Below are 23,306 nucleotides of genomic sequence, written 5' to 3'. Positions count from 1 at the left end.
GGGTAAGAATGTACCAGCGAGTGGTCGTGAACCGGCCGCGAAAGTGGCCAGAAAAACGGACAAAACATCCTTTCTGCTCCGCTTAATACCTGATATAATTTGATTATCTGCGGCGAATTAAGTGGCCAAAGAAGCGGCCAAAATGGCGGCCAGGATTTATGGAAATGGAATGTCCAATGTTGGCGCGGGACGACAATGAGAGCATTGGCTTGTTCGAACCTTTAATGGTCTCGGAAGGCTCCAAGCTCCGACCGAAGTTGAATGACCTTGCGTTGACTTTGGCCGAAAAGTCATCCGCATTTTCCGCGTCGCTCCCCTCTGCGATCTCTGACTCGCTGTCAGACCTCGTGAGGGCTATGAATTGCTACTACAGCAACGTCATCGAAGGGCACAATACCCACCCGATCGATATCGAACGGGCAATGCAGAGTGATTACAGCGATGACAAGAAAAAGCGTGACCTGCAACTTGAGGCGCGAGCCCATATCACGGTGCAGAAATGGATCGACGATGGCGGCCTTGAAAGCGATCCCTATTCGGTAGCGAGCGTACTGGAGATACACAAACGCTTTTGCGAGTTGCTGCCGCCGGAACTCCTATTGGTCGGCGAAACGGCAGAAGACCGACATGTGGCCATGGTTCCGGGGGAAGTCAGATCGAAGGATGTCAAAGTCGGCAGGCACATCGCGGTGAGTCCGGGGGCAGTCCCGCGCTTTTTATTGAGGATAGAAGAGGCCTATCGGTCTAAAGGACGCATAGAGCGGATTCTCAGCGCCGCTTGTGGACATCACAGACTTCTTTGGGTTCATCCCTTCGTCGACGGAAATGGCCGGGTGGCGCGCCTGGTATCGTATGCCGTCTTAAGATCGGCAATAAACACGAAGGGTTTGTGGTCCGTCGCGCGCGGTTTGGCAAGGAAAGAGAGAAACTACAAGGCGCATCTCCAATCCTGCGATGAGCCGCGTCGTGGGAGTTTAGATGGACGAGGAACACTCAGCGAGTCAGCGCTTGCGGAATTTTCTCAATTTTTTCTTGAGATTTGCATCGATCAGGTCGATTTCATGAGCGGCTTGATGCAGCCAAACAGATTGCGCGATCGGGTTATGACATGGGCCCGGGAAGAAACCGCTGGCGGTAGATTGCAGGCCCGGTCAGATGTGATTTTGAATGCAATTCTCTATCGCGGAGAGTTGGAGCGCAATGAGGTGGAAATCTTGACCGGCATGAGCGGAAGGTCGGCCAGACGGCTCACGGCATCGCTTATCAATACGGGCGTGATCGCTTCCGAAACAAGTCGTAGTCCTCTGCGGCTGGCATTTCCTGTGAGCCTGGCGACTCGGTTTCTTCCAGGACTGTTTCCCGATGAGTAACGCCGAATTGCTGTGACATCGGTTACAGAACTCGGGGCAATTGCGGCGTTGACTGTTGTTGCGGCAATCGGATTGCCGAGCTAGCGCCTCCCGTCGATAACCTAACTTAATTGCGGATATTAGTAATTAATCGTTGCAAATCAGTGGTTTTGGGAAGGCAGGCTGTGAGAACGTGGACGAGGTCGCTGCACATTTCGGCGTTGACTTGTCGGCTTCCGATAAGGTTCCTGCAACGTCCTCTGCTCCGCCTCGGATTTGACCGCCCCATCGATCGGCACAGCACCCGTCTCCTTCTAGTGACGCTTGCCGCTTGCTCCCTCTTCTACCCGAGGGGAGAAGTGCCGAGCAAAGCGAGGCGATGAGGGGGGCCGCCCCACCCGGGAAGCCCCCTCATCCGGCCTTCGGCCACCTTCTCCCCGAGGGGAAGAGGGAGCCAAGCCATCGACCGTCAGCAATTCCTCATATGCGATTGCCCTGCCTCCATGCACTACAATATCGCGAACCTCAGCCCCCGGTGCCAGATTTGACGACTTTTTGGGCGCGCAGCAACAAGACTCCGGCTGAGTTTGTGTTAGGATCGATGTCATAAAAATGACAGGGAACTTTATGGGCGTGTCACCTGGCGGTGATTGCCCCAGCCTTCGCAAAGGAGGATCGGAATGGAATTTTCGACGCAGGCCACCGAGCCGGGTGCCCGAAGCAGCTGCTGGCAGAATGTGATTTCCGACACGTTCTTTCCGCTCGATACGGTTTTCCGTGAGGAAGACAGGTTCAATGGCGACCTGAAATGCTGGTCGCTGGGGCTGGCCTCGCTGTCGCGGCTCAGGACCGACGCCATTCTTTATCGGCGCAACCAGCGCCAGGTGCTGACCGAGCGGGAAAAGACGCTGCTGATCACGGTGCCGGAACTGGCCGAAATTGAGTTCGAGCAGTGCAACCGCGAAACCCGCTGCCGGCCCGGCGGCTTCCTGATCGAGCGGGGCGATGCGCCCTATGAGTTCCGGCAGCCGGGCGCCAATTCGCTCTGGGTGCTGAAAGTGCCGAGTTCGGCGCTCAGGGCCCGCGTCGGGCCGCCCGAACGGTTTTCGGCCTTTTCCTTCGATGCGCAGCAGGGTGTGGGCGCCTATTTCATCGATACGATCCGCTCGACGGCCAAGCGTCTCGATGAACTCAATTCCGCGGCCAAGGAAACGATCGGCCAGCAGCTGATCGATCTCTTGTGCCTGGCGATCCAGGATGACGAGCGGGTGCTGGACAGCAATCTGAGCTCTGTGCGCGCCGCCCATCTGTTCCGGGCGGAGCAGCATATCAGGGCCAATCTCGCCAAGGGCGACCTGCAGCCGCAGGACGTTGCCGATGCCTGCGGCATCTCGCTGCGCTACCTGCAGCGGCTGTTCACCGATAGCGGCCGCTCGATTTATGAATGGATCCGCGAACAGCGGCTGTTGATGTGCGATGAGGAATTGCGCAAGGCCAATACGCCGCATTCGATCTCCGAGATCGCCTATCGCTGGGGTTTTGCCGACCAGTCGCAATTCTCCAAGAACTACCGGATGTATTTCGGCCGCTCGCCCAGCCAGGCGCGATCGGAATACCGGCTTCAGCCGCTCTGTTAGGGCGCTTTGCGTTCCGATGGATCGGAACCGCGCTCTAAGCCTTTCTATTTGCGCATGTCGTTGTCCTGAAACCGGTTCCCACGTTCAGGCGACATGCGCTCGCTGACACGGCCGCAGCGCTTTGCCGCGGCCAATCCCAACACCAGCACGGACCACCCGGCGCCCGCAGTTTGCGGCGGCGAGCCTTGCTGCGCGCATTTGCAAGAGGTTACGAGAATGACGAATTTACGCGTGGCCGTCGATGTCGGCGGCACTTTCACCGACATCTGCATCATGGACGAGGAGACCGGCGCGCTCCGGATCGAAAAGACATCGTCGACACCGGACCCGATCGACGGCATCATGTCCGGTGTCGAGCGCGCCAATGTCGACCTCTCCCAGGTGTCGATGTTCTCGCACGGCACGACGGTCGCCACCAATGCGCTGATCACCCGCCGCCTGCCGCGCACCGGCATGATCTCGACCGAAGGTTTTCGCGATGTGATCGAGATCCGCCGCGCCAACAAGCAGGATCTGTGGGACGCCTATAATGACGTCGCTCCGCCCTATATTCCCCGTAAGGACCGGCTGACCGTGCGGGAGCGTGTGGATGCCGCCGGCAAGGTCATCACGCCGCTCGATGAAGAAGACGCCCGCCGCGTGGCGCGTATCTTCAAGCGGCGCGGCGTCAAGGCGATTTCGGTCTGCTTCATGAACGCCTTCGTCAACGGCGCCAACGAAAAGCGGATGAAGGAAATCCTGGCCGAGGAAATCCCCGAACTCGCGGTTTCCATTTCCTCCGAGGTCATGCCGGAAATCTTCGAGCATGAACGTTTTTCCACCACGGTCGCCAATGCGGCCTTGAGCCCGGTGGTCGTCGATTACACGACGCGGCTGGGCGAGAGCCTGGCCGGCAAGGGCTATACCCGCGATCTCCTGCTGCTGCATACCGGCGGTGGCGTGATGACGCCGAAGAGCGTCAAGGATTTCGCCGCGCGGCTGGCCGGTTCGGGGATTGCCGCCGGCGCCATTGCCAGCCGCTACATTGCCATGCTCTGCGGCTACAAGAATTCGATCGGCCTCGATATGGGCGGCACCAGCACCGATGTGTCGCTGGCCTATCAGGGCGAATCCCGCGTCACCAAGGATTGGTATATCGAGTTCGGTTATCCGATCCGCTTTCCCAGCATCGAAGTGCTGACCATCGGCGCCGGCGGCGGTTCGCTTGCCTGGTTCGACGAGGCCGGTTCGCTGCGCAACGGGCCGCAATCCGCCGGTTCGCAGCCGGGTCCGGCCTGCTACGGCAAGGGCAATACCGTGCCGACTAATACCGACGCCAATGTCGTCCTCGGCCGGCTGGGCACCAGTCTCGCGGGCGGCAAGCTGACGCTGCAGCCCGATTTGGCCGAAAAAGCCATTTCCAGCATTGCCGAGCATTTCGGCATTGCCTCGCCCGAGGCTGCCGAAGCGATCGTCAAGGTCGCCAACGCCAACATGGCCAATGCCGTGCGGCTGATTTCGATCAGCCGCGGCTATGATCCGCGCGATTTCGCCCTTGTGGCGTTCGGCGGCGCCGGTGCGCTGCACGGCGCGGCCGTGGCCCAGGAACTTGCCATTCCCGTGGTCATCGTGCCGCCCAATCCGGGCGTGACCTCGGCGCTCGGCTGCCTGCTGGTCGATATCCAGCACGATTTTTCCGAAAGCTTCATGGTGCCGGCGACGCTCGCCAGCCCGGCAGACATCGAGGCCGCCTATGAGCGGCTGGAGAAAGAGGCGGTGGAGCGCCTGTCGCATGAAGGTGTGGCGGCGGAAAACATCACGCTGCAGCGCAGCGCCGAGATGATGTACCAGGGGCAGTGGCGGTCGCTGTCGATCGCCGCACCGGCGCAGGTGACCGATGTTTCGGCGCTGACGGAGAGTTTCCATCGCGAGCATGAGCGCGAATATAATTTCCGCCGCGACGATGCGCCGATCAGCTTCTTCCGCCTTGGCCTGAAAGCGATCGGCCTAGTGCCGAAGGCCAACCTGATGGAACATAAGCCGGAAATGCGCAAGCCAGCGCCGAAGGGCAGCCGTCCGGTCTGGTTCGAGGGCAGGGCCTTCGACACGCCGGTCTATGATCGCGACGATCTGCCCTCGGGCTTCCGCTTCACCGGGCCGGCCGTGGTCGAACAGTTTGACTCTACGGTGGTTGTGCCTCCCGGCACTTCAGCTTCCGTCGACAAGTACCTGAATATCCTGATCAATATCAAAGAGGCATGAGATGAACGGCGACGCGCAATTCAACGGACTCGATCCGGTCACCTTCGAGGTTCTGAAGAACTCGTTCATCACCTCCGTCGACCAGATGGCGGAGCAGATGCTGAGAACCTGCTATTCCTTCGTCATCTACAATCGCGACTTTTCCAATGGGCTGCATGATGCACATGGCAATTCGGTCGCCCAGGGTACGCAGGACATTGCCGTGCATGTCGGCACATTGCATTTCACCTGCAAGGAGGTCATCCGTGCCTTCGAAGGCGACATGCTGCCGGGCGATGTCTATGCGATCAACGATCCCTATGCCGGCGGCACCCATTTCAGCGATGTCCGGCTGATCCGGCCGATCTTCGACGAGGACGAGATCATCGGCTTCTCGCAGTCGAACGGCCATTGGTCGGATCTCGGCGGCAGCGTGCCCGGCTCGTTCGATGTGACGGCGCGCGACATGTTCCGCGAGGCCGTGCGCATCACGCCCGTGCGGCTCTTCCATGGCGGCCGGTTCTGCAGCGATGTGGCCAACCTGATCGCGGCCAATACGCGTGATCCCCGCTCGATCATCGGCGACATCCATGCCCAGGCGCAGGCGACGCATGTGGCCGAGCGCGATGTGCTCAGGCTGGTGAAGAAATACGGCCGCAAGACGGTCACCGGCGGCATGGCCGCGGTGCAGGACTATGTCGAGCGCGCCATGCGCCAGCGCATCGCAGCCCTGCCGGACGGCGTCTGGGAAACCGTCGACTATATCGACCGCGACCCCGCGGCCGGCGAAGGCATGATCCCGATCCGCATCAAGATGACGATCAAGGGCGACAAGGTCTATTACGACTTCGCCGGCAGCCATCCGACGATCGGCTCGATCTATAATTCCGCCCCCGGCGCCACATTCTCCGCCGTTGCCGCGGGCATGAAGACCTTCTTCCCCGATCTGCCGCTCAACAGCGGCTTCTATCGGATCTTCGAGATTGCCAGCCCGGCAAACAGCGTCGTCAGCGCCCAATGGCCGGTGGCGGTCACCGGCTTCCTGATGCCGTTCGAGAAGATCATGAACTCGATCTTCGAAATGTGGTCGAAGATCATTCCGGAGCGGGCGATCTCCTGCTCGTTCAATCTCGAATATCTGCTGACCGGCGGCCACGATCTCCGGCACGAGGAAAAGCCGATCTTCATGTTCTATGATTGGCTTCCCGGCGGCTGGGGCGGGCGCAACGGCATGGATGGCTGCAACAGCACCACGGCCTGCTTCGGCACCGGCCTGATGGCACAGCCGGTCGAAGGCCAGGAGCGCGTCAATCCGGTGCTGACGACCAAGTTCGAGATCAAGTGCGACTCCGCCGGCCCCGGAAAATTCCGCGGCGGTGCTGGCGTCGAAAAGACCTCGATCCTGCTGGATGCGGAGAAAACCGTGATCTCCTATATCTGCGACCGCGAGCGCGCCGTGGTCTGGGGCACGCATGGCGGTCTGCCGTCCATGCCGCACGGGCTGACCATCCGCCGCGCCGGCGCCGACCGCGACGAATGGCTCGGCTCGGTGTTTTCGGATGTGCCGATCAACACGGGCGACATTTTCTCTCGGCCGACCGCCGGCGGCGGCGGTTTCGGCGATCCGCTGGGGCGCGATCCCGAAAAGGTGCGCGAAGACGTCGAGAACGACTATGTCTCGGTCGAACGCGCCCGCAAGGATTATGGCGTGGTGCTGACGCTCGTCGATGCCGACCTTGCCGAATATACCGTCGATCTCGCGGCAACCGAGCACGAGCGGGCAGCGATCCGCTCCGAGCGCAACGCCTGGGCCRATGTCGCGCCCGAGGCGGTGTCGAAAATGTACAAGGCCGGCCAGATCGATGCGCTCGATGCGGTCCGCCACTATGCCGTCATCCTCGATTGGAGCAATGGCGACGTGCTGCCGGAGACGACGCGGCAATTCCGCGAAATGCACCAGAAGCGCACGCTCGATCATTGGAAATGACCATGCCGCGCCGCGACGATCCCAATCAGGAAGGGCGTCGCGGCGCCGGGCCTGCGGCACGCGATGCCGGCGGGGCAGGGCGCGGTTCGGGGGATCGCTGGGAAATCTTCGATGACGATGTGCTCGGCTTTGCCCTGCGCGCCGCGGAGCGCGGAGAGCGCTTCGTCCTCGTCACCCTGGTGAAGATCGAAGGATCGTCGCCGCGCTATCCCGGCGCCCAGATGGTGGTGACGGAGGCGGGGGAATGGTCGGGCTATCTCTCGGGCGGCTGTATCGAGCGGGCGGTGGTGGCCGAGGCTCTCGAGGCGCTGGAGGCAGGCGTGGGGCGGCGCGTGCGCTACGGCAAGGGCTCGCCCTATTTCGACATCCAGCTGCCCTGCGGCAGCGCCATCGAACTCTATTTCGACACCGGCCGATCGGTCGAGGAGCTGAAGATGATAGAAGAACGGCTCGCGCGCCGGGAGACGGCCAGCCTGGATTTCGTCGAGGAGGGCGCGACGGCTGCCAGGTTCGTCCGCCACTACCGGCCGCGCCTGAGGCTTGTCGTCCTCGGGGTGGGTGCGGCGGCGGCACAGCTCTGCCGTTTCGCCGGCATGATGAATATCGAGGTGGAACTGATGTCGCCCGACGAGGCGACGCGGGAATTTGCCGAATTGGGCGGTGCGAACGCGGTCGCGCTGACAAGCATGACGCGGAGACCGGAGATCGTGGCCGATGGGCGCACCGCGATCGTGCTGATGTTTCATGATCATGATTGGGAGGCCGAGGCGCTGATGGCCGCGCTTGCTTCCGATGCCTTCTATATCGGTGCCATGGGCAGCCGCGTTGCGCATCGGAAACGCGTGGAGGCGCTGGTTGCGCGCGGGGTGGATGAGGGTGTGGTTGACCGCGTTCATGCGCCGATCGGGCTTTTCCCGGGCAGCAAGAATGCGACGGAGATTGCGCTCTCGGTGCTCGCGGAGATCGTCAGCAAGGACCCGTTCAGGGCCGGGGCGGTCGCAGATGAATTGCTGCAGGAGATACTTGCTCCCTCTTCTCCTCACCGGGGAGAAGATGCCCGCAGGGCAGATGAGGGGGCTTTCGCGGGTGGGRCGGCCCCCTCATCCGACCCTTCGGGCCACCTTCTCCCCGCTGGGGAGAAGAGGGAGTCCGGCGCAGGTGTCTCTGCCAAACGCGGCGTCGCGCTAAGAGGCGACAGCCCTGCCTTACGGTCGGAGACAGATGGCGGGCTGCTCATGGTGCGCCATGATGAAAACACTGCTGAGGCAGATCTGAGATGACGGCACGGCGGTTCATTGCGGCGATACCTCTCTCTGCACTCTTGAGAGCCTCCCCCACACGCGCGAGATTCTCGCATATGAAAAAAGACCCTCTCTGGCCTGCCGGCCATCTCCCCCACAAGGGGGGAGAAGACTCGTGGCGCTCTCCCTGGCTGGAGCCGATCTCTCCTCGTGAGGGCAGAACAATCGCATCTGAAGTCAAAATCTCTCCCAAACTTGCTGGGTCGAGCCGCTGGTTTCGACCTGTCCTTCGGATCCCGACAAGGGAGAGGGACTTAACCCGCGGCTCCGCTGTGCTCCGATTGAGGCAGGGAGCAAGCCGCGAGTCTTCTCCCCCCTTGTGGGGGAGATGGCCGGCAGGCCAGAGAGGGTCTTTCGCCACATCCGATAGCCCAGCGTTGCGGAAAGAGACGGACGGCACACTGCTCACGCTCCACCACGATCAAAACATGGCTGAGGCAAATCAGGGATGACCGCACGGCAATTCATTGCGGCAACGACGGTGGACGAAGCCCTGTCCGCACTCTCCGAGCATACCGCAACGGCGAGAATCATGGCCGGCGCGACCTGGCTGATGCGTGCGCCCTTGCGCGGTGAGGATTTGCCCGGCACCGTCGTCTCGATCTCGGGCATTACCGAACTCAGCCGCATCGACATCGGCGAGGAATGGCTCACCATCGGCGCCCGTGTCACGCATGCGGAGCTCGCAAGCGCGCTCGCCGCAATCGGCGAATTCCGCGGGCTGGCCGAGGCTGCCGGCAAATCCGCCAATCCGGCCATCCGCTCCGTCGCCACGGTAGGCGGCAATCTTTACACAGTTGCCTTTGCCGCCGCCGACCTGGTGCCGGCGCTGCTCTGCCTTGATGCGGAGATTGAGTACCGCTCGATCGAGGGAACGTCGTCGATGCCGTTGGAAGCGTTCCTCCATCTGCGGACGGTGCTGCCGCCGGGCTTGCTCACCGAGGTCCGCGTGCGCAGGGGAAGCTTCCGCTCTGCGCATGCACGCCTGCCTTTGCGCAAGGCGGGCGATTATCCCGTCGCTATTGTCTCGGCGACAGCCAGCAGTGACGATCGGGCGGGATTTCAGGGCATCCGGATCGCCGTCGGGTCGGTCGAGGTGGTGGCCCGGCGCTGGCCGGCGCTCGAAGCTGAAATCGAAGGCAGGGCGATGACCGCGGCGGAGTTCGGGGTTGCGGCAGCGGACTTGTCCAGTGCGTTTGCCGGCCGCGACGGCATCGAAGCGCCCGGCTGGTATCGCGTGCAGGTGCTGCCGGCGCTGGTGCGGCGTGCATTCGAAGATCTTGAGCGGCAGAGGGGAAGTTGATGGTCGTGCATCTCAACGTCAATGGCGACAGCCGCACCTTCCACGGCGATCCCCTGACGCCGCTGGTCGATGTGCTGCGCAGTGAATTGCTGCTGACCGGCACGAAATCCGTCTGCGGCGAGGGCTTTTGCGGCGCCTGCATGGTGCATGTAGATGGAAAGCCGCGGGTCTCATGTCTCTGCCCTGTCGCATTGGTCGAAGGCCTGTCGGTGACGACGATCGAGGCAATCGCGGTCGATGGCGCACCCAACCCCATCCAGCAGGCGCTGGAAGATGTCGATGCCGTCCAGTGCGGCATGTGTTTTCCCGGCATGGTGATGGTGCTGACGGCCTTGCTCAAGGACAATCCGGGCGCCGACCGCGCCGCCTTCAAGGCTGGGCTTGCGGGCAATATCTGCCGCTGCACCGGCTATGAGCGGATCGTCGACGCAGCCCTGATTGCCGCCATGACCATGGAGCACGCGGAATGAACGAGCTCGTCACGCCCCGAGCGGTGATGAATCTGGCGCGGCGCGATGCGCGCGACAAGATCGGCGGCCGCACGCGCTATACCGTCGACCAGGCCGGACCGGGGACGCTGCAGGCTGCCATCCGCCGGTCGGAGATCGCCGCGGCACGGATTGTCCGCATGGATGTGACGGCAGCCAAAGCCATGCCCGGCGTGCGGGCGGTGATCACGGCAGAGGATGCGCCGGGCACGCATGGCATCGGCGTCATCGATCATCCGCTGTTTGCCCGCAACGTGATCCGCTACCACGGCGAACCGATTGCCGCGGTCGCCGCCGACACGATCGAACAGGCGCGTGCAGCGGCGGCGGCGATCGAGATCGAGCTTGAGCCACTGGCGCCGCTTCTGACCATGGAGGCCGCCCTGGCGCCCGGCGCGGCGCTCGTGCATCCGGATTGGAAATCCTACGAAGTGCAGCTCGATGGCGTGGCGCGCGGCGGCAATGTCGCCTGGGAGGCCAAGGTGGTGCGCGGCGATACCGATGCTGCCTTTGCCCGGTCCGACGTCACCATCATCGATAGCTGCTATACCGTCGGGCGGCAAAGCCATGTGCCGTTCGAGCCGCGCTGCGCGGTCGCCACATTCGAGGATGGCCGCTTTCACATCATCTGCTCGACGCAGGTGCCCTGGACGGTGCGCAAGGTCACGGCCGAGGTTCTCGGCATTCCCGCGTCGCAGGTGCGGGTGACCGTGCCGCCGGTCGGCGGTGCATTCGGGCTGAAATTCGATTGCACCATCGAGCCCATCGCCGCGCTGCTGGCCAAGCGGACCGGCCGGCGCGTGGCGATGGTCAATTCGCGCTATGAGGAGACGATCACCTGCCTCTGCCGCGAGAATGCCGAAATCCGCATCCGCTCGGCGGTGACGGCGGAGGGCGAGATCGTCGGCCGCGAGGCCACCGTGCTGATGGATTGCGGCGCCTATGGCGGCGAACAGATTTTCCTGACGACGATGACGGCGCATACGCTGGGCGGCAATTACCGGCTCGGTTCCGTGCGGCTCAACAGCCGCGCCGTCTACACCAACACCGCCCCCAATGGCGCTTTCCGTGCCTGCAACGGCGTTTACAACACCTTCGCGCTCGAGCGGCATACGGACGAAATCTGCCAGGCGATCGGCATGGAGCCGCTGGAATTCCGCCGCCGCAACGTGCTGGGCGACGGCGATCTCGGCTCGACCGGCCAGGTCTTCGAAGGCGAGGTTTTGAGGCCGATGCTGGAGCGCATGGAAGTGCTCAAGGCCAGCCGGCCGGCGAAATCGCCATTGGCCGACGGTCGGCTCTATGGCCGCGCCACCACCGTCGGCACGTGGTTCATCTTCGTCGGGCCGTCGTCGGCGACCGTCAATCTCAATGCCGATGGCAGTGCCACGCTGGTCACCTCCGGCGTCGAGATCGGCTCGGGCACGATGGTGCAATCGCTACCGCAGATCGTCGCCGCCGAACTCGGCATTCGCCCCGAAGACGTCGTGGTCAAGGCGGCCGACACCGATGCGGCGGGGCTGGATCTCGGCGTCGGCGGCGGCCGCACGACGGTGTCGATCGGCGCCGCCAGCCTGAAGGCCTGCGAGGAGGTCCGCAACAAGATCCTGCCCGTCGCCAGCGAAATGCTGCAGACGCCGGCCGACCAGCTGGTGCTGGCCAACGGACGGGTCGAGATTGCCGGCCGCAAGGGCTCGGGCACGACGATCGCCAAAGTGGTCGAACGCGTGCAGCAGCTTTCCGGCCCGGTGGCCGGCTCCGGTGCCTTCACCAAGCCCGGCGTGCAGGCCATGGCCGGCTGCGCCATGGCGCATTTCATCGATGCGATCGACATTCCCGTCTTCGCCGTCCACGATTGCGAAGTGGCCGTCGACCCCGAGACCGGCCATGTCGACGTGCTCTCCTACCAGGTGGTGCAGGATGTCGGCCGGGCGCTCAATCCCCGCGCCATCCACGGCCAGATCCAGGGCGGCGTGGTGCAGGGGCTCGGCTATGCCCTGCATGAGGAAGTGACGATCGACGAAACCGGCCGCATCGCCCAATCCGGCTTCGAGACCTACCGGCTGCCGCTCGCCCAGGACGTCGTGCCCGTGGCGATCGACCTCTATGAAGGCGCACCCTCGATCGGCCCGCTCGGCGCCAAGGGGGCGGGGGAAGTGCCGATCCTCAATGTCGGTGCGGCGGTGGCCTGCGCGGTGGCCAATGCTACGGGTAAGACGGTCAGCCGCCTGCCGCTGACGCCGCCGCGGGTGCTGAAGATGATGGGCGAGGGGGATTTGGGGTTGGATCTGCCGCATATCAGCAGGGTATGGGGGGATAATGTTGTGCGGTGAGGGACGCGAGCCGGGGGAACTCTCACTGCCGTTTAGGCCGCTCATAAGGCGCCGGCGCCTCCCGCTCTTCCTCCGCCATCGTCCTGATCCAATCGCGCAGCGACAGCGCGGCGGGAGGCAGGTCGCGCGTGCTGTTCCAGGTGAGATAGTACGCATCCGGCGTCGGCACGACGAGGTCGGTGAAGCGCACCAGCTCGCCCTTTTCGATCAGGGGCCGGACCATGCGGTGCCAGCCGACGACCAGGCCCTGGTCGGCCATGGCGGCCTGCAGTGCGATGCTGAATTTGCCGAAGCGCCGGCCGCTGAAGGCGCGGTGTTTGACGCCGCCGCGGGACAGAACCTCGGCCCAGCCCATCCAGTCGGGCTCGACCCATTCGACATTCAGCAAAGGCAGGTCGGCGAGATCGGAGGCGGACGCGCCGGCATGTTTTTCGGCGAAGCCAGGACCGCAGACGGGATAAACGCATTCGTCGAAGAGCAGTTCGGCCGTTTCGTCGAGCCATCGGCCCGAACCGTAGCGGATCCGCAGCTCGACTTCCGAGCGGCGGACATTCCGGACATTGTCGGCGATCAGGTGATCCACGGTGATGTCGGCGAAACGAGTCCAGAAATCCGGCATGCGGGGGATCAGCCACATCGTGCCGAACACGTCGCTGCAGGCGACCGTGACGTTGCGAGAGGTGTTGCCGAGTTTCATCGCATTGATCACTTCGGCGGCGCGGGCAAAACCGCTGGCCAGGGCGCGGTATAATTCCTCGGCCGGCGCGGTGAGCATGACGCCTTTGCCGGTGCGGGCGAAGAGGGGAACGCCGATCTCCTCCTCCATCGCCTTGATCTGGCGGCTCACGGCGCCCTTGGTTACGTTGAGCTCATTGGCCGCCAGGGTGAAATTGCCGTGGCGGGCGGACGCTTCGAACGTGGCAAGCGCGGTCAGCGACGGCAGACCATAAAAGCGACGAACCATGGACCCCTCCTTGTGCTTCGCGCCACGATCGGGCTCCGACCTGCTTTCCGCCGCAGAACGAAGGGATCGTTGAGTTTGCATAGAGGATAACCCGTCCATGGGCCTCTGTCCTGCATCAAACTCAACACAGCGCCGATTTTTATGAGACTTGCCTCGGGCCGTGCCTGCCGCTTTCATGCGGGCATTCCCGGCGCGTCGTCCCTGCGGGTGGCGGCTCGACCGAAACACTTTTCCGAAGTCTGGAACACAGAGATGATGACCGACACAACGATTGGCGCGGGGCAGGCGCGGGATTCGCTGCCGAGGGTGATGAAGGGCGTGCTTCTGACCGGGCATGGCGGTTTCGACAAGCTGGAATATCGCGAAAACATTCCTGTGCCCAGGCCGAAATCCGGCGAAGTGCTGATCCGCGTCGCGGCTGCCGGCGTCAACAATACCGATATCAACACCCGTATCGGCTGGTATTCCAAGGCGGTGACCAGCGGCACCGGCACCGGGGCGACCGAAGGCTTCAAGGCTGCCGAGAATGCCGACGCCACCTGGTCCGGCGCGCCCATGGCTTTTCCGCGCATTCAGGGCGCGGATTGCTGCGGCCGCGTCGTGGCGGTCGGGGAGGGCGTGGATGCCGGCCGCATCGGCGAGCGGGTGCTGGTGCGCAACATGCTGCGTTCCTATGTGGATTACCGGCCGTTCGAATGCTGGACATTCGGCTCGGAATGCGATGGCGGCTTCGCCCAATATGCCGTGGCGCCGTCGCGGGAAACATATAGCGTTGATTGCGACTGGAGTGATGTCGAGCTGGCCTCGCTGCCCTGCGCCTATTCCACTGCCGAGGGCATGCTGCACCGCGCCAATGTCGGCCGGGGCGAGCATGTCGTGATCGCCGGCGCCTCGGGCGGCGTTGGTTCGGCCGCGGTGCAACTAGCCAAGCGCCGCGGCGCGATCGTCACCGCGATAGCCGGCCGCGGCAAAGCCGAGCAGTTGCGCGCGATCGGGGCCGACGGGGTGCTTGTGCGCGGTGAAAGCATTGTCGCCGGGCTTGGCAAGGAGAGCGTCGACGTGGCCCTGGACGTCGCGGCCGGGCCTTCCTTCGGCGAGTTGCTCGACGTGTTGAAAAAGGGTGGACGCTATGCGGTTGCCGGCGCGATTGCCGGGCCGATCGTCGAGCTCGATGCCAGAACCCTCTATCTCAAGGACCTGACTTTCTTCGGCTGCACCTTCCAGGAGGATGTCGTGTTCGAGAACCTGGTCTCCTATGTCGAGCGCGGCGAAATCCGGCCGCTGGTCGGCAAGACCTATCCGCTCAGAGACATTGTCGAGGCGCAGCAGGATTTCCTGTCGAAACAGACGGTGGGCAAGATTGTCCTCGTCATACCCGAATAACCTCAGCCCCACATAACGAGATCGAAGATGAGCGAACTGAAAATCGAGAAAATCGATGTCTTCCAGTTGGACCTGCCCTATTCGGGCGGCGTCTATCTTCTGTCAGGCGGACGGGAATATCGAAGCTTCGATGCCACGATCGTCCGGATCACCACCGGAAACGGGCTGGAAGGTTGGGGCGAAAGCACGCCGTTCGGATCGACCTATGTCGCCTCGCATGCGCTTGGCGTGCGGGCCGGTATTGCGGAGATCGCGCCCAGTCTGATCGGGCTCGATCCGCGGCGCGTCGATCGCATCAACGACGCTATGGACACGGCACTTGTCGGCCATCTGCATGCCAAGACCGCACTCGACGTCGCCTGCTGGGATCTGTTCGGCAAATCGGTGGGATTGCCGGTCTGCGACCTCCTGGGCGGTCGCACCAATGTTCGGATGCCGGTGATTTCATCGATCTATATGGGCGATCCCGAGGATATGCGCGCGCGCGTGGATGAGCACCGGGCGATGGGCTATGTCGCCCATTCGGTGAAGGTCGGCGACGAGCCTGCGGCCGATGCGGCGCGCATTGCCGCCTCCCTCGCAGATAAGAGACCCGGCGAATTCTTTATCGTCGACGCCAATGGCGGCATGACGGTCGAGAGCGCGCTGCGCATGCTGCGGCTCCTGCCGCCGGGGCTCGATTTCGTGCTCGAGGCGCCCTGCGCCACCTGGCGCGAATGCATCTCGCTCCGGCGCCGCACAGATGTGCCCATCATTTTCGACGAACTGGCGACGGACGACGCCTCGATTGCCCAACTCGTCGGCGAAGACGCCGCGGAGGGTATCGGCCTCAAGATTTCCAAGAATGGCGGCCTGACCCGCGGCCGCCGCCATCGCGACATCTGCCTGGCAGCGGGCTATACCGTCAGCGTCCAGGAAACCACCGGCTCCGACATCGCCTTCGCGGTCATCGTGCATCTCGGCCAGACCGTGCCGGAGAAAAACCTGCGTTGCGTTCTCGAATGCCGGGACATGGTGACGCTCAAGACCGCAGACGGCGATTTCGGGGTGTGCGATGGGCGGGTTACGGCACCGAGCGCGCCGGGGCTCGGGATTGTACCGCGGCTGGAGGTGCTGGGGGAGCCTGTTGCCACTTATGTTTGAATGAGGGACGACTGGTCCACGGTTGGCTCCGATCCTCCGTCGGCGGTGTCGGTGAACCTTGTGTTTGCCATCGAATGCGGAATTGCACGCCGGTCCTTACAGTCCGCGCCCCGAACCGAGCCGAACCAACCCCGCCAGGTCAGCCCGCACACGTTCCTCCATATCGGACATTTCCGGAAGACGCCCGGCTTCGAGCAGAGGTGTTTTGCCGCGAAAGAGATGCCATTCGAGATTGCGCGCTTTTGCATCCTCAAAGGTGTTGCGACCATCGCACGTCAACGCGCCCTTGAGAACCGACAGCTCCAGGCGGGGCCACGAACCCCAAGGCACTTTCGCCGCGATCAGGGATACGATATCGCGGAGCACGCGCGCTTGGAGAGCGATCCTTGCCTCAGTCCGGCTTCTTTGATCCGGCTGTATCGGCGTCAGGGATGTCGTCACTGGCACGTGCCTCCTGCAATATGTCCTTTATATAGTCCGGGACGGCAAGCGCAGCAATCACTTCGGTAGACGGCAGGCCCTTGAGCTCTTCGAGGAAGTTGAGAAAACGGTCAGCGAATGCCATGACCGATCCCCTGTCGCCGTACCAGCYTACGACAGTATTGAAACGATCCAGTAGCGACCGACCGTCGACGTCAAGCGCGAGCAGAGGCAAGTCGTCCCGGTCCTTTGCCCTGTTTGCGGCGAGCTTGGCGAGGATAAGGTCCTCGCTGGAAAGAGCTTTTATAGGCACCCGTGCCCCAGCGACCTCAACGAGCATCACCTGTTGGGAACTGGCCAGATCGCGGAATATGATCGGGCCCCATAGGTTCTCCGTCGGTGTGGCATCGATCTTGAAGTCAGGCCCGTAGATTTCCCTCAATTCCTTCTCGACTGAATAGACGATGTCTTCGTCGATCACCGGTGAGAAGAAATCGACATCGAAGGACGCAGCTCGAATGCCGCGAGCTGCCATGGCGGTGCCGCCAACCACGACGACGAAAGGCGGAGCCTCTCCGTGTTTGGCAACATGTTTTGCGATCATGGTTTTCAAACATTCGACTGCTTGTTGAAAATCGATCGGTGTGGGATCGGCCATGTCGGCGCCTCGATTTTGGACTGCTGGAAGAATACGACGACATTTCGCGATTCACCACGCATATCCGCATGAACGCGCATAGTCCCCGTCGCCGTCGCCTCTCGTCTCATGCTTCGATTGCGAAGCAGCCATGGTGGGCCTCATGGCTGGTAGCGTTTGCGATTGACTATCCAAGTGGACTGATCTCAAGTTCAGGCCCAGTGACAGGTCGAAAAACTCCGGAGCTCCCATGAAAATCCGAAAAGCCGTGCCCGCCGACGCCCGGGAATTGAGCCTGCTGCTCAACGAGATCATCCGCGCCGGCGGCACGAYGGCGATCGAAACGGAGCTCTCGGCCGATGAGTTTGCAGACTGGTTCATCACCGGCGCGTTCCCCTTGGCCTGCCATGTAGCGGAAGATGGCGACGCGCTGGTCGGCTTCCAATCGCTCAGCACCTTCGGCGACCCGCCAAAGGGATGGGCTGACATCGCCACCTTCGCGCGCCTGAACCCAAAGACGAAAGGCGTCGGCAGCGCGCTCTTCCCGGCAACACGCAAGGCGGCGGAAGAGTTGGGCCTCGCCGTCATCAACGCCACCATCCGGGCGGACAATGTCAGCGGGCTGGCTTATTATGAGAAGATGGGGTTTGAGACCTATGACAGGGTGGTTCAGGTGCCGCTGGCGGATGGGACGTTGGTGGACAGGGTGAAGAAGCGGTTTGCGGTGCGGGGATGAGGGGGGCCAGATGATGGGGTGGAGGTGACGCGGCCCCGCGTGTTGCATAGTTCAAAAATTTCGCTCGGAATGTGGCAGCGCGCTGCGTGTATCCCTTGCACGATGTTTAAATGCCTCCTCTCCAGCGTATCAGGAAGGAGTTGATATGCTGCGATGGCCGTGGAAGAAGGCGCCGGAGCCACAATGTGTATCGGACATCCGTAAACTCGTCTATGAAGCCTGGCTTCATTCCACGAGAGCGGGTGCATTGATCGAAGCAACCGAGCCAGCTCTCCCCCTCAAAAGATGAAGTCGGATGCATCGATATCGGCCTTCTGGGTGTCGCGGAGCGTGATGTGGTCGCCGTCCAGCAGCGTCAGCATCACGTCGTTGCCGGATTGGACGATATGGCCCTTGAGGTCGGAAAAATCTTCGATGCCCTTGTAGTTCGCCAGGTTGATCGCATCCTCGCCGTCGTGGAAATCGGTGATCACGTCGTGGCCGGAATGGTTCTTGAAGATGAAGATATCGCCCGTGTCGCTCATCGAAATCACGGTGTCGTCGCCGGTGAGCACGTCGTTGCCACGGCCGCCGGTGATGGCATCGCTGCCGAAAAGACCGATGATCCGGTTGTTGCCTGCATTGCCCGTTAGCGTCGAGCCGAAATCGTTGCCGATCAGCTTGGTATTGTGCTTGCCGGTCAGCGTCGCTTCGTCCTGATAGTCGCCGAGCGTCCAGGAGACGGCGGAATAGATCCGGTCATAGCCGCCCAAGCTGTCCTCGTAGATCTTGGTGTGGATGTCATCGACATAGTAGCGGTCATCGCCGCCACCGCCATTGATGATGCCGTTCACATGCCCGCCCTTGCTGCGGAAGATGTCGTCGCCACCACCGAGACTGACGGCGCCGTTCAGCGTGCCGCTGTTGATCACGGTGTCGGTCACGGCGCTGCCGAAATAGGCCTGCTGCAGTCCGGTGATCGAGCCGGAATTGACCAGCTTTCCCCCGCCGCCGACGGCGTCGACGCCGACAGTGGCTGCGACGATCTCGCCGTTATTGGTCATGGTCACGTCCGCCTTGGTGATTATGATGCCGCTGCCGTTGGCGGCGGAGATCAGGCCATTATTGGCCATTGTCGCGCCGGCGCTGTCGAGGTGCACGGCGATCGCACCATTGGCGCTGACACTGAGCGTACCGTTGTTGGTGAGTTGGGCGGCGTCGCCGCTGACGGCGATGGCCGCATTGCTCGCATTGATAAAGCCGGCTTCACCGATGGTGATGGAATTGGCGACGTTCTGGCCGTAGCTCACGGAAAGTCCGACATTGGCACCTCGGATCGCGCCGTCGATGACAAATGACCGGTTACCGGCCTCCATGCCGGAGGCGTCGATGCCGGCGCCCGAGGCGACGACGATGTTCTTGCCGGCCTGCAGCAGATAGGTGGTGTCGGCCTGGCCCGCGATATAGGTGCTGGCCTGGTCTCCGATTTTGACAGTAGGCATGGCGATCTCCAAATTGCTGGATAGGTTATGGGGTTCCTTTTTCATTGGGACTGTTTCAGGAGGTTTTCTGCGCGGGCGGGATTTTGTTTCAGTTGTTTCAGGGGGGCACGCGGCGGCGGTCTTAGAGTGTGGGCTCGCGGTGGTCGGGTGCATGACCTGATGCGCCAGTGCCTGGCCGCCATCGCGGGTGGGTGGGTAGAGATGCAATCTTAGAGGGAAGTGTGTGGGTGCCGCATCATTCTCCCGCTTGAGGGCAGATGCCCGCCTTCGATAAACTCAGGAGGGCAGAGGGAGGTAATACCGGCCGCGTTGGCGTCCTCAGCGCACGCAGAAACAGCACGTTCTGCGCAAGCATGCCGAAGGACACCATGATCGCCGGCAACCATGCCGCAAGCGAGAACCTGGCCGCGACCGGCCGCGGCGCCGACGGTGCCGTCAAGTGCAAGGCAAACAGCGTGGCCGCTCCGACAGTGTAGATGATCGCGGAAAACTGAAAGACCGGTATGCTTCCTGAGATCACCGCAAACAGCGGCCACAGCGCCCAGAGCGGGATCGCCGACAACCCGACAAGCGTCCACAGCGCCTTGGGCCCTGGCGCCATGGAGGCAGAATTGTCTCCGGGCAGCAACATCAGCACAGGCGAATTCACCGTGGCACTCCGTTTGATACGCTGACCTTATGAGATTCTTGCTCCATGGTGGCCGTCTCGCGGCGGCAGGATTGCGACGCAAGGGGGGGCCGGCGGGCGGGAAGACACGGTGATTGACGCTGTGTTCAATCGGTTGCGGTGGCTCCGGCGCATTGCCTGTGCTATTGGCCGCTCTCCAACGGAGCCTGGTGAGAACTTGCTGTCACTCGATGTCGTCATCGCATTGGCCGCCACGGCGACAATTCTTGCCTGGGTGCCTGGCCCCGACAATCTGTGCGTGCTGATGCAATCGGCGATCCATGGTCGCGGCGTCGGCCTTTCCGTAACGGCAGGACTCTGCGTCGGGCTCGTCTTTCATACCATCGCAGTGTCGCTCGGCGTTGCCGCGATCTTCCAGACGTCGCAATTTGCTTTTGACGCCTTGAAGTTTGTCGGTGCCGCCTATCTGATCTATCTTGCCTACAAAGCCTTTCGGGCAGGGCCGGAGCGGCTGGCAAGCGGAGCGATGAAAGCCAAGCCGGTGTGGCAGATGATGCTGCGCGGCGTGGTCATGAATATCACCAACCCGAAGGTGGCGATCTTCTTCCTGGCCTTCCTGCCGCAATTCACTTCTCCCGGCAGCGGCAGCATCGTGCTGCAGATGCTGCAACTCGGCGGCATATTCATCCTCTCCACCTTTGTGTCCTTCGCGACCATTTTGCTGCTGGCCGGCTCGATCAGCCATTGGCTGAAGCGGTCGGATAGGGGTCAGGTCATCCTCAATCGCATTGCGGGCTTCGTGTTCGCCGGACTGGCCGCGAAGCTCGCGACCGCGCATCGGTGAAACGGGCGGGCGATTGGAGCTGGGGGAACTCGCTCGGCTCAAGTGCTCACAGTGGGGCTATCGCCGGTGGCTAAGACCCTCTCTGGCCTGCCGGCGTTTGCGACAACCTGACGTTAACAGCAGTTTTCGCCAATCCGCAGCCTCACGCCATCACCCCAAGCGCTTCTCGAAAAACACCCGATTGAACCCATCCTCCGACCGCCGGTCCACCTCCCGGTAGCCAAGCCGCGGATAGATCGACAGGTTCTCCGTCATCTTTTCATTGGTGTAGAGATGCACTCCGCGAAAACCCAGGCGAACGGCCTCGGCTTCACAGAACTGGATCAGGGATTTGCCCACGCCGCGGCCGGCGGCGGCGGGGTCGACGGCGACGTTTTCCAGGAACATCTGGCCGTCCTTCGGGAAGAAGACGATGAAACCTTGCAAGCCATCGGCGTCGTCGACGGCGATATGGATCTCGCCCGCGGCGATCTGCGCGGCAAAATCGGCGAGCATCGGGGCCGGCTTGCGGCCGATGGCGGCGATATAGCGGCTATAGGCGCTTTCGGCGCAGGCGCGCACGCGCGCTTCGTCGGCCTCGACGGCTTTCCTGATCATCGTCTCATCCTCAGGCATATCCGCGGCGAGCAGAGCATGGGGTGGGGGCTATGGCAAGCGTACAATTGGGCATTTTGCCGCTGAGGACACACCCAAAAATAGTCAAACGCCAACCACAACGATCTGCTATCCCGCGGTGGCGAGATTTGCCGGCAGATGAAATGATCGACCCGGCCTGACCGGGCGTCTCCGCCGCCCGGCCGGAATGCTCGTAATGCCTGAAGACAGACCCGAGCAGGATGCGCCATGTCCCATACGCCTTATGCCGAAACCCTGGTCAACACCTATACGACGGCGAGCCAGTCTCCCGGCGCTGTGCTGTCGCTTTCCGATGGCGGCTGGGTGGTGATATGGAACAGCTACGGCCAGGACGGCGATGGTTATGGCGTCTACCAGCAGGTCTACAATGCCGATGGCACGGCGCAGGGCGGCGAGGTGCCGGTCAACACCCATACGACGGGCGATCAATATTCGATTTCAGCCACCTCGCTTTCCGATGGCGGCTGGGTGGTGAAATGGGAGAGCGTCGGCCAGGACGGCGACGGCCGCGGCGTGTACCTGCAACGCTATGACGCCGAAGGTGTTGCGGTGGGCGAAGAGGTGCCGGTCAACAGCTATACGACGGGCGATCAGTCCGACTCGACGCTGACGGCGCTTTCCGGCGGCGGCTGGGTCGTGACGTGGGATAGCGCGGGACAGGATGGCGATAGCGACGGCATCTTCCAGCAGCGCTACAATGCCGATGGCATAAAGTCAGGCGGCGAGACCCAGGTCAATACCTATACGACGGGCTATCAGGTTGACCCCCAGATCGCAGCGCTTGCCGGTGGCGGCTGGGTGGTGGCCTGGACATCGCAGAACCAGGATGGCAGCGGCCAGGGTGTCTTCCAGCAGGCCTATCATGCCGACGGCACGACGGACGGCGGCGAAACCCAGGTCAACACCTATACGACGGGCGACCAGAGCGGCAACGTCTCCCTGACCGCGCTTGCCGATGGCGGCTGGGTCGTCAACTGGAATTCCAACGGCCAGGACGGCAGTGGCTATGGCCTTTATCAGCAGCGCTACAACGCTGACGATGAGGCAGTCGGCGGCGAGGTGCAGGTCAATACGACGACGGCGGGCTATCAGTACCAGACGGGATCCGGCCTGACCACCGCGCTTGCCGGCGGGGGCTGGGTGGTGACATGGCTGTCGGGCGTAGGAAATGACTTCTATCAGCGGGCCTATGATGCCGACGGCACAGCGCTGGGCGGCGAAACCCATGTCAATACGACCAGCCCGACAACCGGCCTACGTCCCGAGAACGTCATCGCGCTTTCGGATGGCGGCTGGGTGCAGGTCTGGATGTCCTACGGCCCTGATGGCGATGGCTACGGTGTCTACCAGCAGGCTTATAATGCCGATGGCACGGCCGAGGGCAGCGAAATACGGGTCAACACCTATACGACGGGCAATCAATTCCTCGCCAGCGCCGCAGCGCTTGACGATGGCGGCTGGGTGGTGAGCTGGTATTCCGTGGGCCAGGACGGTGATGGCGGCGGCGTGTACCAGCAGCGCTACGATGCCGAGGGCCAAGTCTACGGCACCAACCATGCGCCGACGGCGGCGGATGGGACCATCGCCGAACTCAAGAACGGCAGCTACTCTTTCTCGAAAAGCACATTCGGCTTTTCCGACGGCACGGATGGCGATCATCTCGCCTCCGTGACGATGACCGCCTTGCCTTCGGCCGGCAAACTGCTGCTCGACGGTGATGCGGTCACGGATGGCGAGACCATTTCCGCCAGTGATCTCGCCCACCTCGTCTGGCAAGCGGGTCGGCACGCGCGCTCGGTGAGCATCGGCTTTACGG

General features: G+C 62.5%; 18 protein-coding genes and 1 pseudogene. 13 read left to right on the top strand and 6 right to left on the bottom strand.

What is annotated here, in order from left to right; translation table 11 throughout:
• Positions 1-176 precede the first annotated feature (176 nt).
• The 8 genes from AC1D06_RS35315 (at position 177) to AC1D06_RS35280 (ending at position 12,618) form a co-directional block, all read left to right on the top strand.
• Complete coding sequence (locus AC1D06_RS35315; protein WP_477990401.1) at positions 177-1,370, top strand: Fic family protein; 1,194 nt, start codon at positions 177-179, stop codon at positions 1,368-1,370.
• Positions 1,371-2,029: 659 nt separating this feature from the next.
• Complete coding sequence (locus AC1D06_RS35310; protein WP_477990400.1) at positions 2,030-2,986, top strand: helix-turn-helix domain-containing protein; 957 nt, start codon at positions 2,030-2,032, stop codon at positions 2,984-2,986.
• A 216-nt stretch (positions 2,987-3,202) separates the two neighbouring features.
• On the top strand, positions 3,203-5,227 hold the full coding sequence (locus AC1D06_RS35305) for a hydantoinase/oxoprolinase family protein (RefSeq protein WP_477990399.1): 2,025 nt from the start codon (positions 3,203-3,205) through the stop codon (positions 5,225-5,227).
• A 1-nt stretch (position 5,228) separates the two neighbouring features.
• Complete coding sequence (locus AC1D06_RS35300) at positions 5,229-7,193, top strand: hydantoinase B/oxoprolinase family protein (protein WP_477990398.1); 1,965 nt, start codon at positions 5,229-5,231, stop codon at positions 7,191-7,193.
• A 2-nt stretch (positions 7,194-7,195) separates the two neighbouring features.
• Positions 7,196-8,473: an XdhC family protein gene (locus AC1D06_RS35295; protein WP_477990397.1), complete on the top strand. Its 1,278-nt coding sequence runs from the start codon at positions 7,196-7,198 to the stop codon at positions 8,471-8,473.
• Between the two features lie 469 nt (positions 8,474-8,942).
• A complete protein-coding gene (locus tag AC1D06_RS35290) occupies positions 8,943-9,797 on the top strand; it encodes an FAD binding domain-containing protein (protein WP_477990396.1) in 855 nt (284 codons plus the stop codon).
• Complete coding sequence (locus AC1D06_RS35285; protein WP_477990395.1) at positions 9,797-10,267, top strand: (2Fe-2S)-binding protein; 471 nt, start codon at positions 9,797-9,799, stop codon at positions 10,265-10,267. Before AC1D06_RS35290 ends, AC1D06_RS35285 begins: the two co-directional genes overlap by 1 nt.
• Positions 10,264-12,618, top strand: coding sequence for a xanthine dehydrogenase family protein molybdopterin-binding subunit (locus AC1D06_RS35280; protein WP_477990394.1), 2,355 nt, complete (start codon positions 10,264-10,266; stop codon positions 12,616-12,618). The genes AC1D06_RS35285 and AC1D06_RS35280 overlap by 4 nt, the downstream gene beginning before the upstream one ends.
• Before the next feature lie 22 nt (positions 12,619-12,640).
• Here AC1D06_RS35280 and AC1D06_RS35275 read toward each other — a convergent pair whose 3' ends face one another.
• Positions 12,641-13,582 (bottom strand): LysR substrate-binding domain-containing protein, encoded by a 942-nt coding sequence (locus AC1D06_RS35275; protein WP_477990393.1) that lies wholly within the window; start codon positions 13,580-13,582, stop codon positions 12,641-12,643.
• A gap of 255 nt (positions 13,583-13,837) precedes the next feature.
• Here AC1D06_RS35275 and AC1D06_RS35270 point away from each other — a divergent pair, with 255 nt between their 5' ends.
• Entirely contained in the window at positions 13,838-14,965 is a 1,128-nt protein-coding gene (locus AC1D06_RS35270) for an alcohol dehydrogenase family protein (protein WP_477990402.1), read from the top strand.
• Positions 14,966-14,992: 27 nt separating this feature from the next.
• Positions 14,993-16,108: a mandelate racemase/muconate lactonizing enzyme family protein gene (locus AC1D06_RS35265; RefSeq protein WP_477990392.1), complete on the top strand. Its 1,116-nt coding sequence runs from the start codon at positions 14,993-14,995 to the stop codon at positions 16,106-16,108.
• Between the two features lie 96 nt (positions 16,109-16,204).
• On the opposite strand, the gene AC1D06_RS35260 is transcribed toward AC1D06_RS35265, so the two are convergent.
• Together AC1D06_RS35260 and AC1D06_RS35255 are read right to left on the bottom strand one after the other, a co-directional pair.
• Positions 16,205-16,474: a hypothetical protein gene (locus tag AC1D06_RS35260; protein ID WP_477990391.1), complete on the bottom strand. Its 270-nt coding sequence runs from the start codon at positions 16,472-16,474 to the stop codon at positions 16,205-16,207.
• Between the two features lie 25 nt (positions 16,475-16,499).
• On the bottom strand, positions 16,500-17,186 hold the full coding sequence (locus tag AC1D06_RS35255) for a DUF6036 family nucleotidyltransferase (protein ID WP_477990390.1): 687 nt from the start codon (positions 17,184-17,186) through the stop codon (positions 16,500-16,502).
• 229 nt (positions 17,187-17,415) lie between these two features.
• On the opposite strand from AC1D06_RS35255, the gene AC1D06_RS35250 reads away from it, so the two are divergent.
• Positions 17,416-17,901, top strand: a complete 486-nt coding sequence (locus AC1D06_RS35250; protein WP_477990389.1) for an N-acetyltransferase family protein — start codon at positions 17,416-17,418, stop codon at positions 17,899-17,901.
• Positions 17,902-18,179: 278 nt separating this feature from the next.
• Here AC1D06_RS35250 and AC1D06_RS35245 read toward each other — a convergent pair whose 3' ends face one another.
• Complete coding sequence (locus AC1D06_RS35245; RefSeq protein ID WP_477990388.1) at positions 18,180-19,382, bottom strand: calcium-binding protein; 1,203 nt, start codon at positions 19,380-19,382, stop codon at positions 18,180-18,182.
• A 235-nt stretch (positions 19,383-19,617) separates the two neighbouring features.
• On the bottom strand, positions 19,618-20,031 hold the full coding sequence (locus AC1D06_RS35240; protein ID WP_477880441.1) for a hypothetical protein: 414 nt from the start codon (positions 20,029-20,031) through the stop codon (positions 19,618-19,620).
• 196 nt (positions 20,032-20,227) lie between these two features.
• Here AC1D06_RS35240 and AC1D06_RS35235 point away from each other — a divergent pair, with 196 nt between their 5' ends.
• Complete coding sequence (locus AC1D06_RS35235; RefSeq protein WP_477990387.1) at positions 20,228-20,854, top strand: LysE family translocator; 627 nt, start codon at positions 20,228-20,230, stop codon at positions 20,852-20,854.
• A gap of 150 nt (positions 20,855-21,004) precedes the next feature.
• On the opposite strand, the gene AC1D06_RS35230 is transcribed toward AC1D06_RS35235, so the two are convergent.
• Complete coding sequence (locus tag AC1D06_RS35230; protein ID WP_477990386.1) at positions 21,005-21,451, bottom strand: GNAT family N-acetyltransferase; 447 nt, start codon at positions 21,449-21,451, stop codon at positions 21,005-21,007.
• 246 nt (positions 21,452-21,697) lie between these two features.
• On the opposite strand from AC1D06_RS35230, the pseudogene AC1D06_RS35225 reads away from it, so the two are divergent.
• Positions 21,698-23,306 (top strand): annotated as a pseudogene (locus AC1D06_RS35225) (hypothetical protein); the annotation flags it as partial.

Source organism: Rhizobium sp. P2_G2, assembly GCF_056403555.1.
Note: the sequence above shows the minus strand (reverse complement) of the source record. Positions and strands in the feature narration are given on the sequence as shown.

Excerpts from the sequence above, each read along its gene's own strand:
- AC1D06_RS35275 (WP_477990393.1), bottom strand. The coding sequence starts at position 13,582 with ATGGTTCGTCGCTTTTATGGTCTGCCGTCGCTGACCGCGCTTGCCACG.
- AC1D06_RS35305 (WP_477990399.1), top strand. The coding sequence starts at position 3,203 with ATGACGAATTTACGCGTGGCCGTCGATGTCGGCGGCACTTTCACCGAC.
- AC1D06_RS35265 (WP_477990392.1), top strand. The coding sequence starts at position 14,993 with ATGAGCGAACTGAAAATCGAGAAAATCGATGTCTTCCAGTTGGACCTG.
- AC1D06_RS35280 (WP_477990394.1), top strand. The coding sequence starts at position 10,264 with ATGAACGAGCTCGTCACGCCCCGAGCGGTGATGAATCTGGCGCGGCGC.
- AC1D06_RS35290 (WP_477990396.1), top strand. The coding sequence starts at position 8,943 with ATGACCGCACGGCAATTCATTGCGGCAACGACGGTGGACGAAGCCCTG.
- AC1D06_RS35230 (WP_477990386.1), bottom strand. The coding sequence starts at position 21,451 with ATGATCAGGAAAGCCGTCGAGGCCGACGAAGCGCGCGTGCGCGCCTGC.
- AC1D06_RS35315 (WP_477990401.1), top strand. The coding sequence starts at position 177 with ATGTTGGCGCGGGACGACAATGAGAGCATTGGCTTGTTCGAACCTTTA.
- AC1D06_RS35270 (WP_477990402.1), top strand. The coding sequence starts at position 13,838 with ATGACCGACACAACGATTGGCGCGGGGCAGGCGCGGGATTCGCTGCCG.
- AC1D06_RS35310 (WP_477990400.1), top strand. The coding sequence starts at position 2,030 with ATGGAATTTTCGACGCAGGCCACCGAGCCGGGTGCCCGAAGCAGCTGC.
- AC1D06_RS35285 (WP_477990395.1), top strand. The coding sequence starts at position 9,797 with ATGGTCGTGCATCTCAACGTCAATGGCGACAGCCGCACCTTCCACGGC.
- AC1D06_RS35245 (WP_477990388.1), bottom strand. The coding sequence starts at position 19,382 with ATGCCTACTGTCAAAATCGGAGACCAGGCCAGCACCTATATCGCGGGC.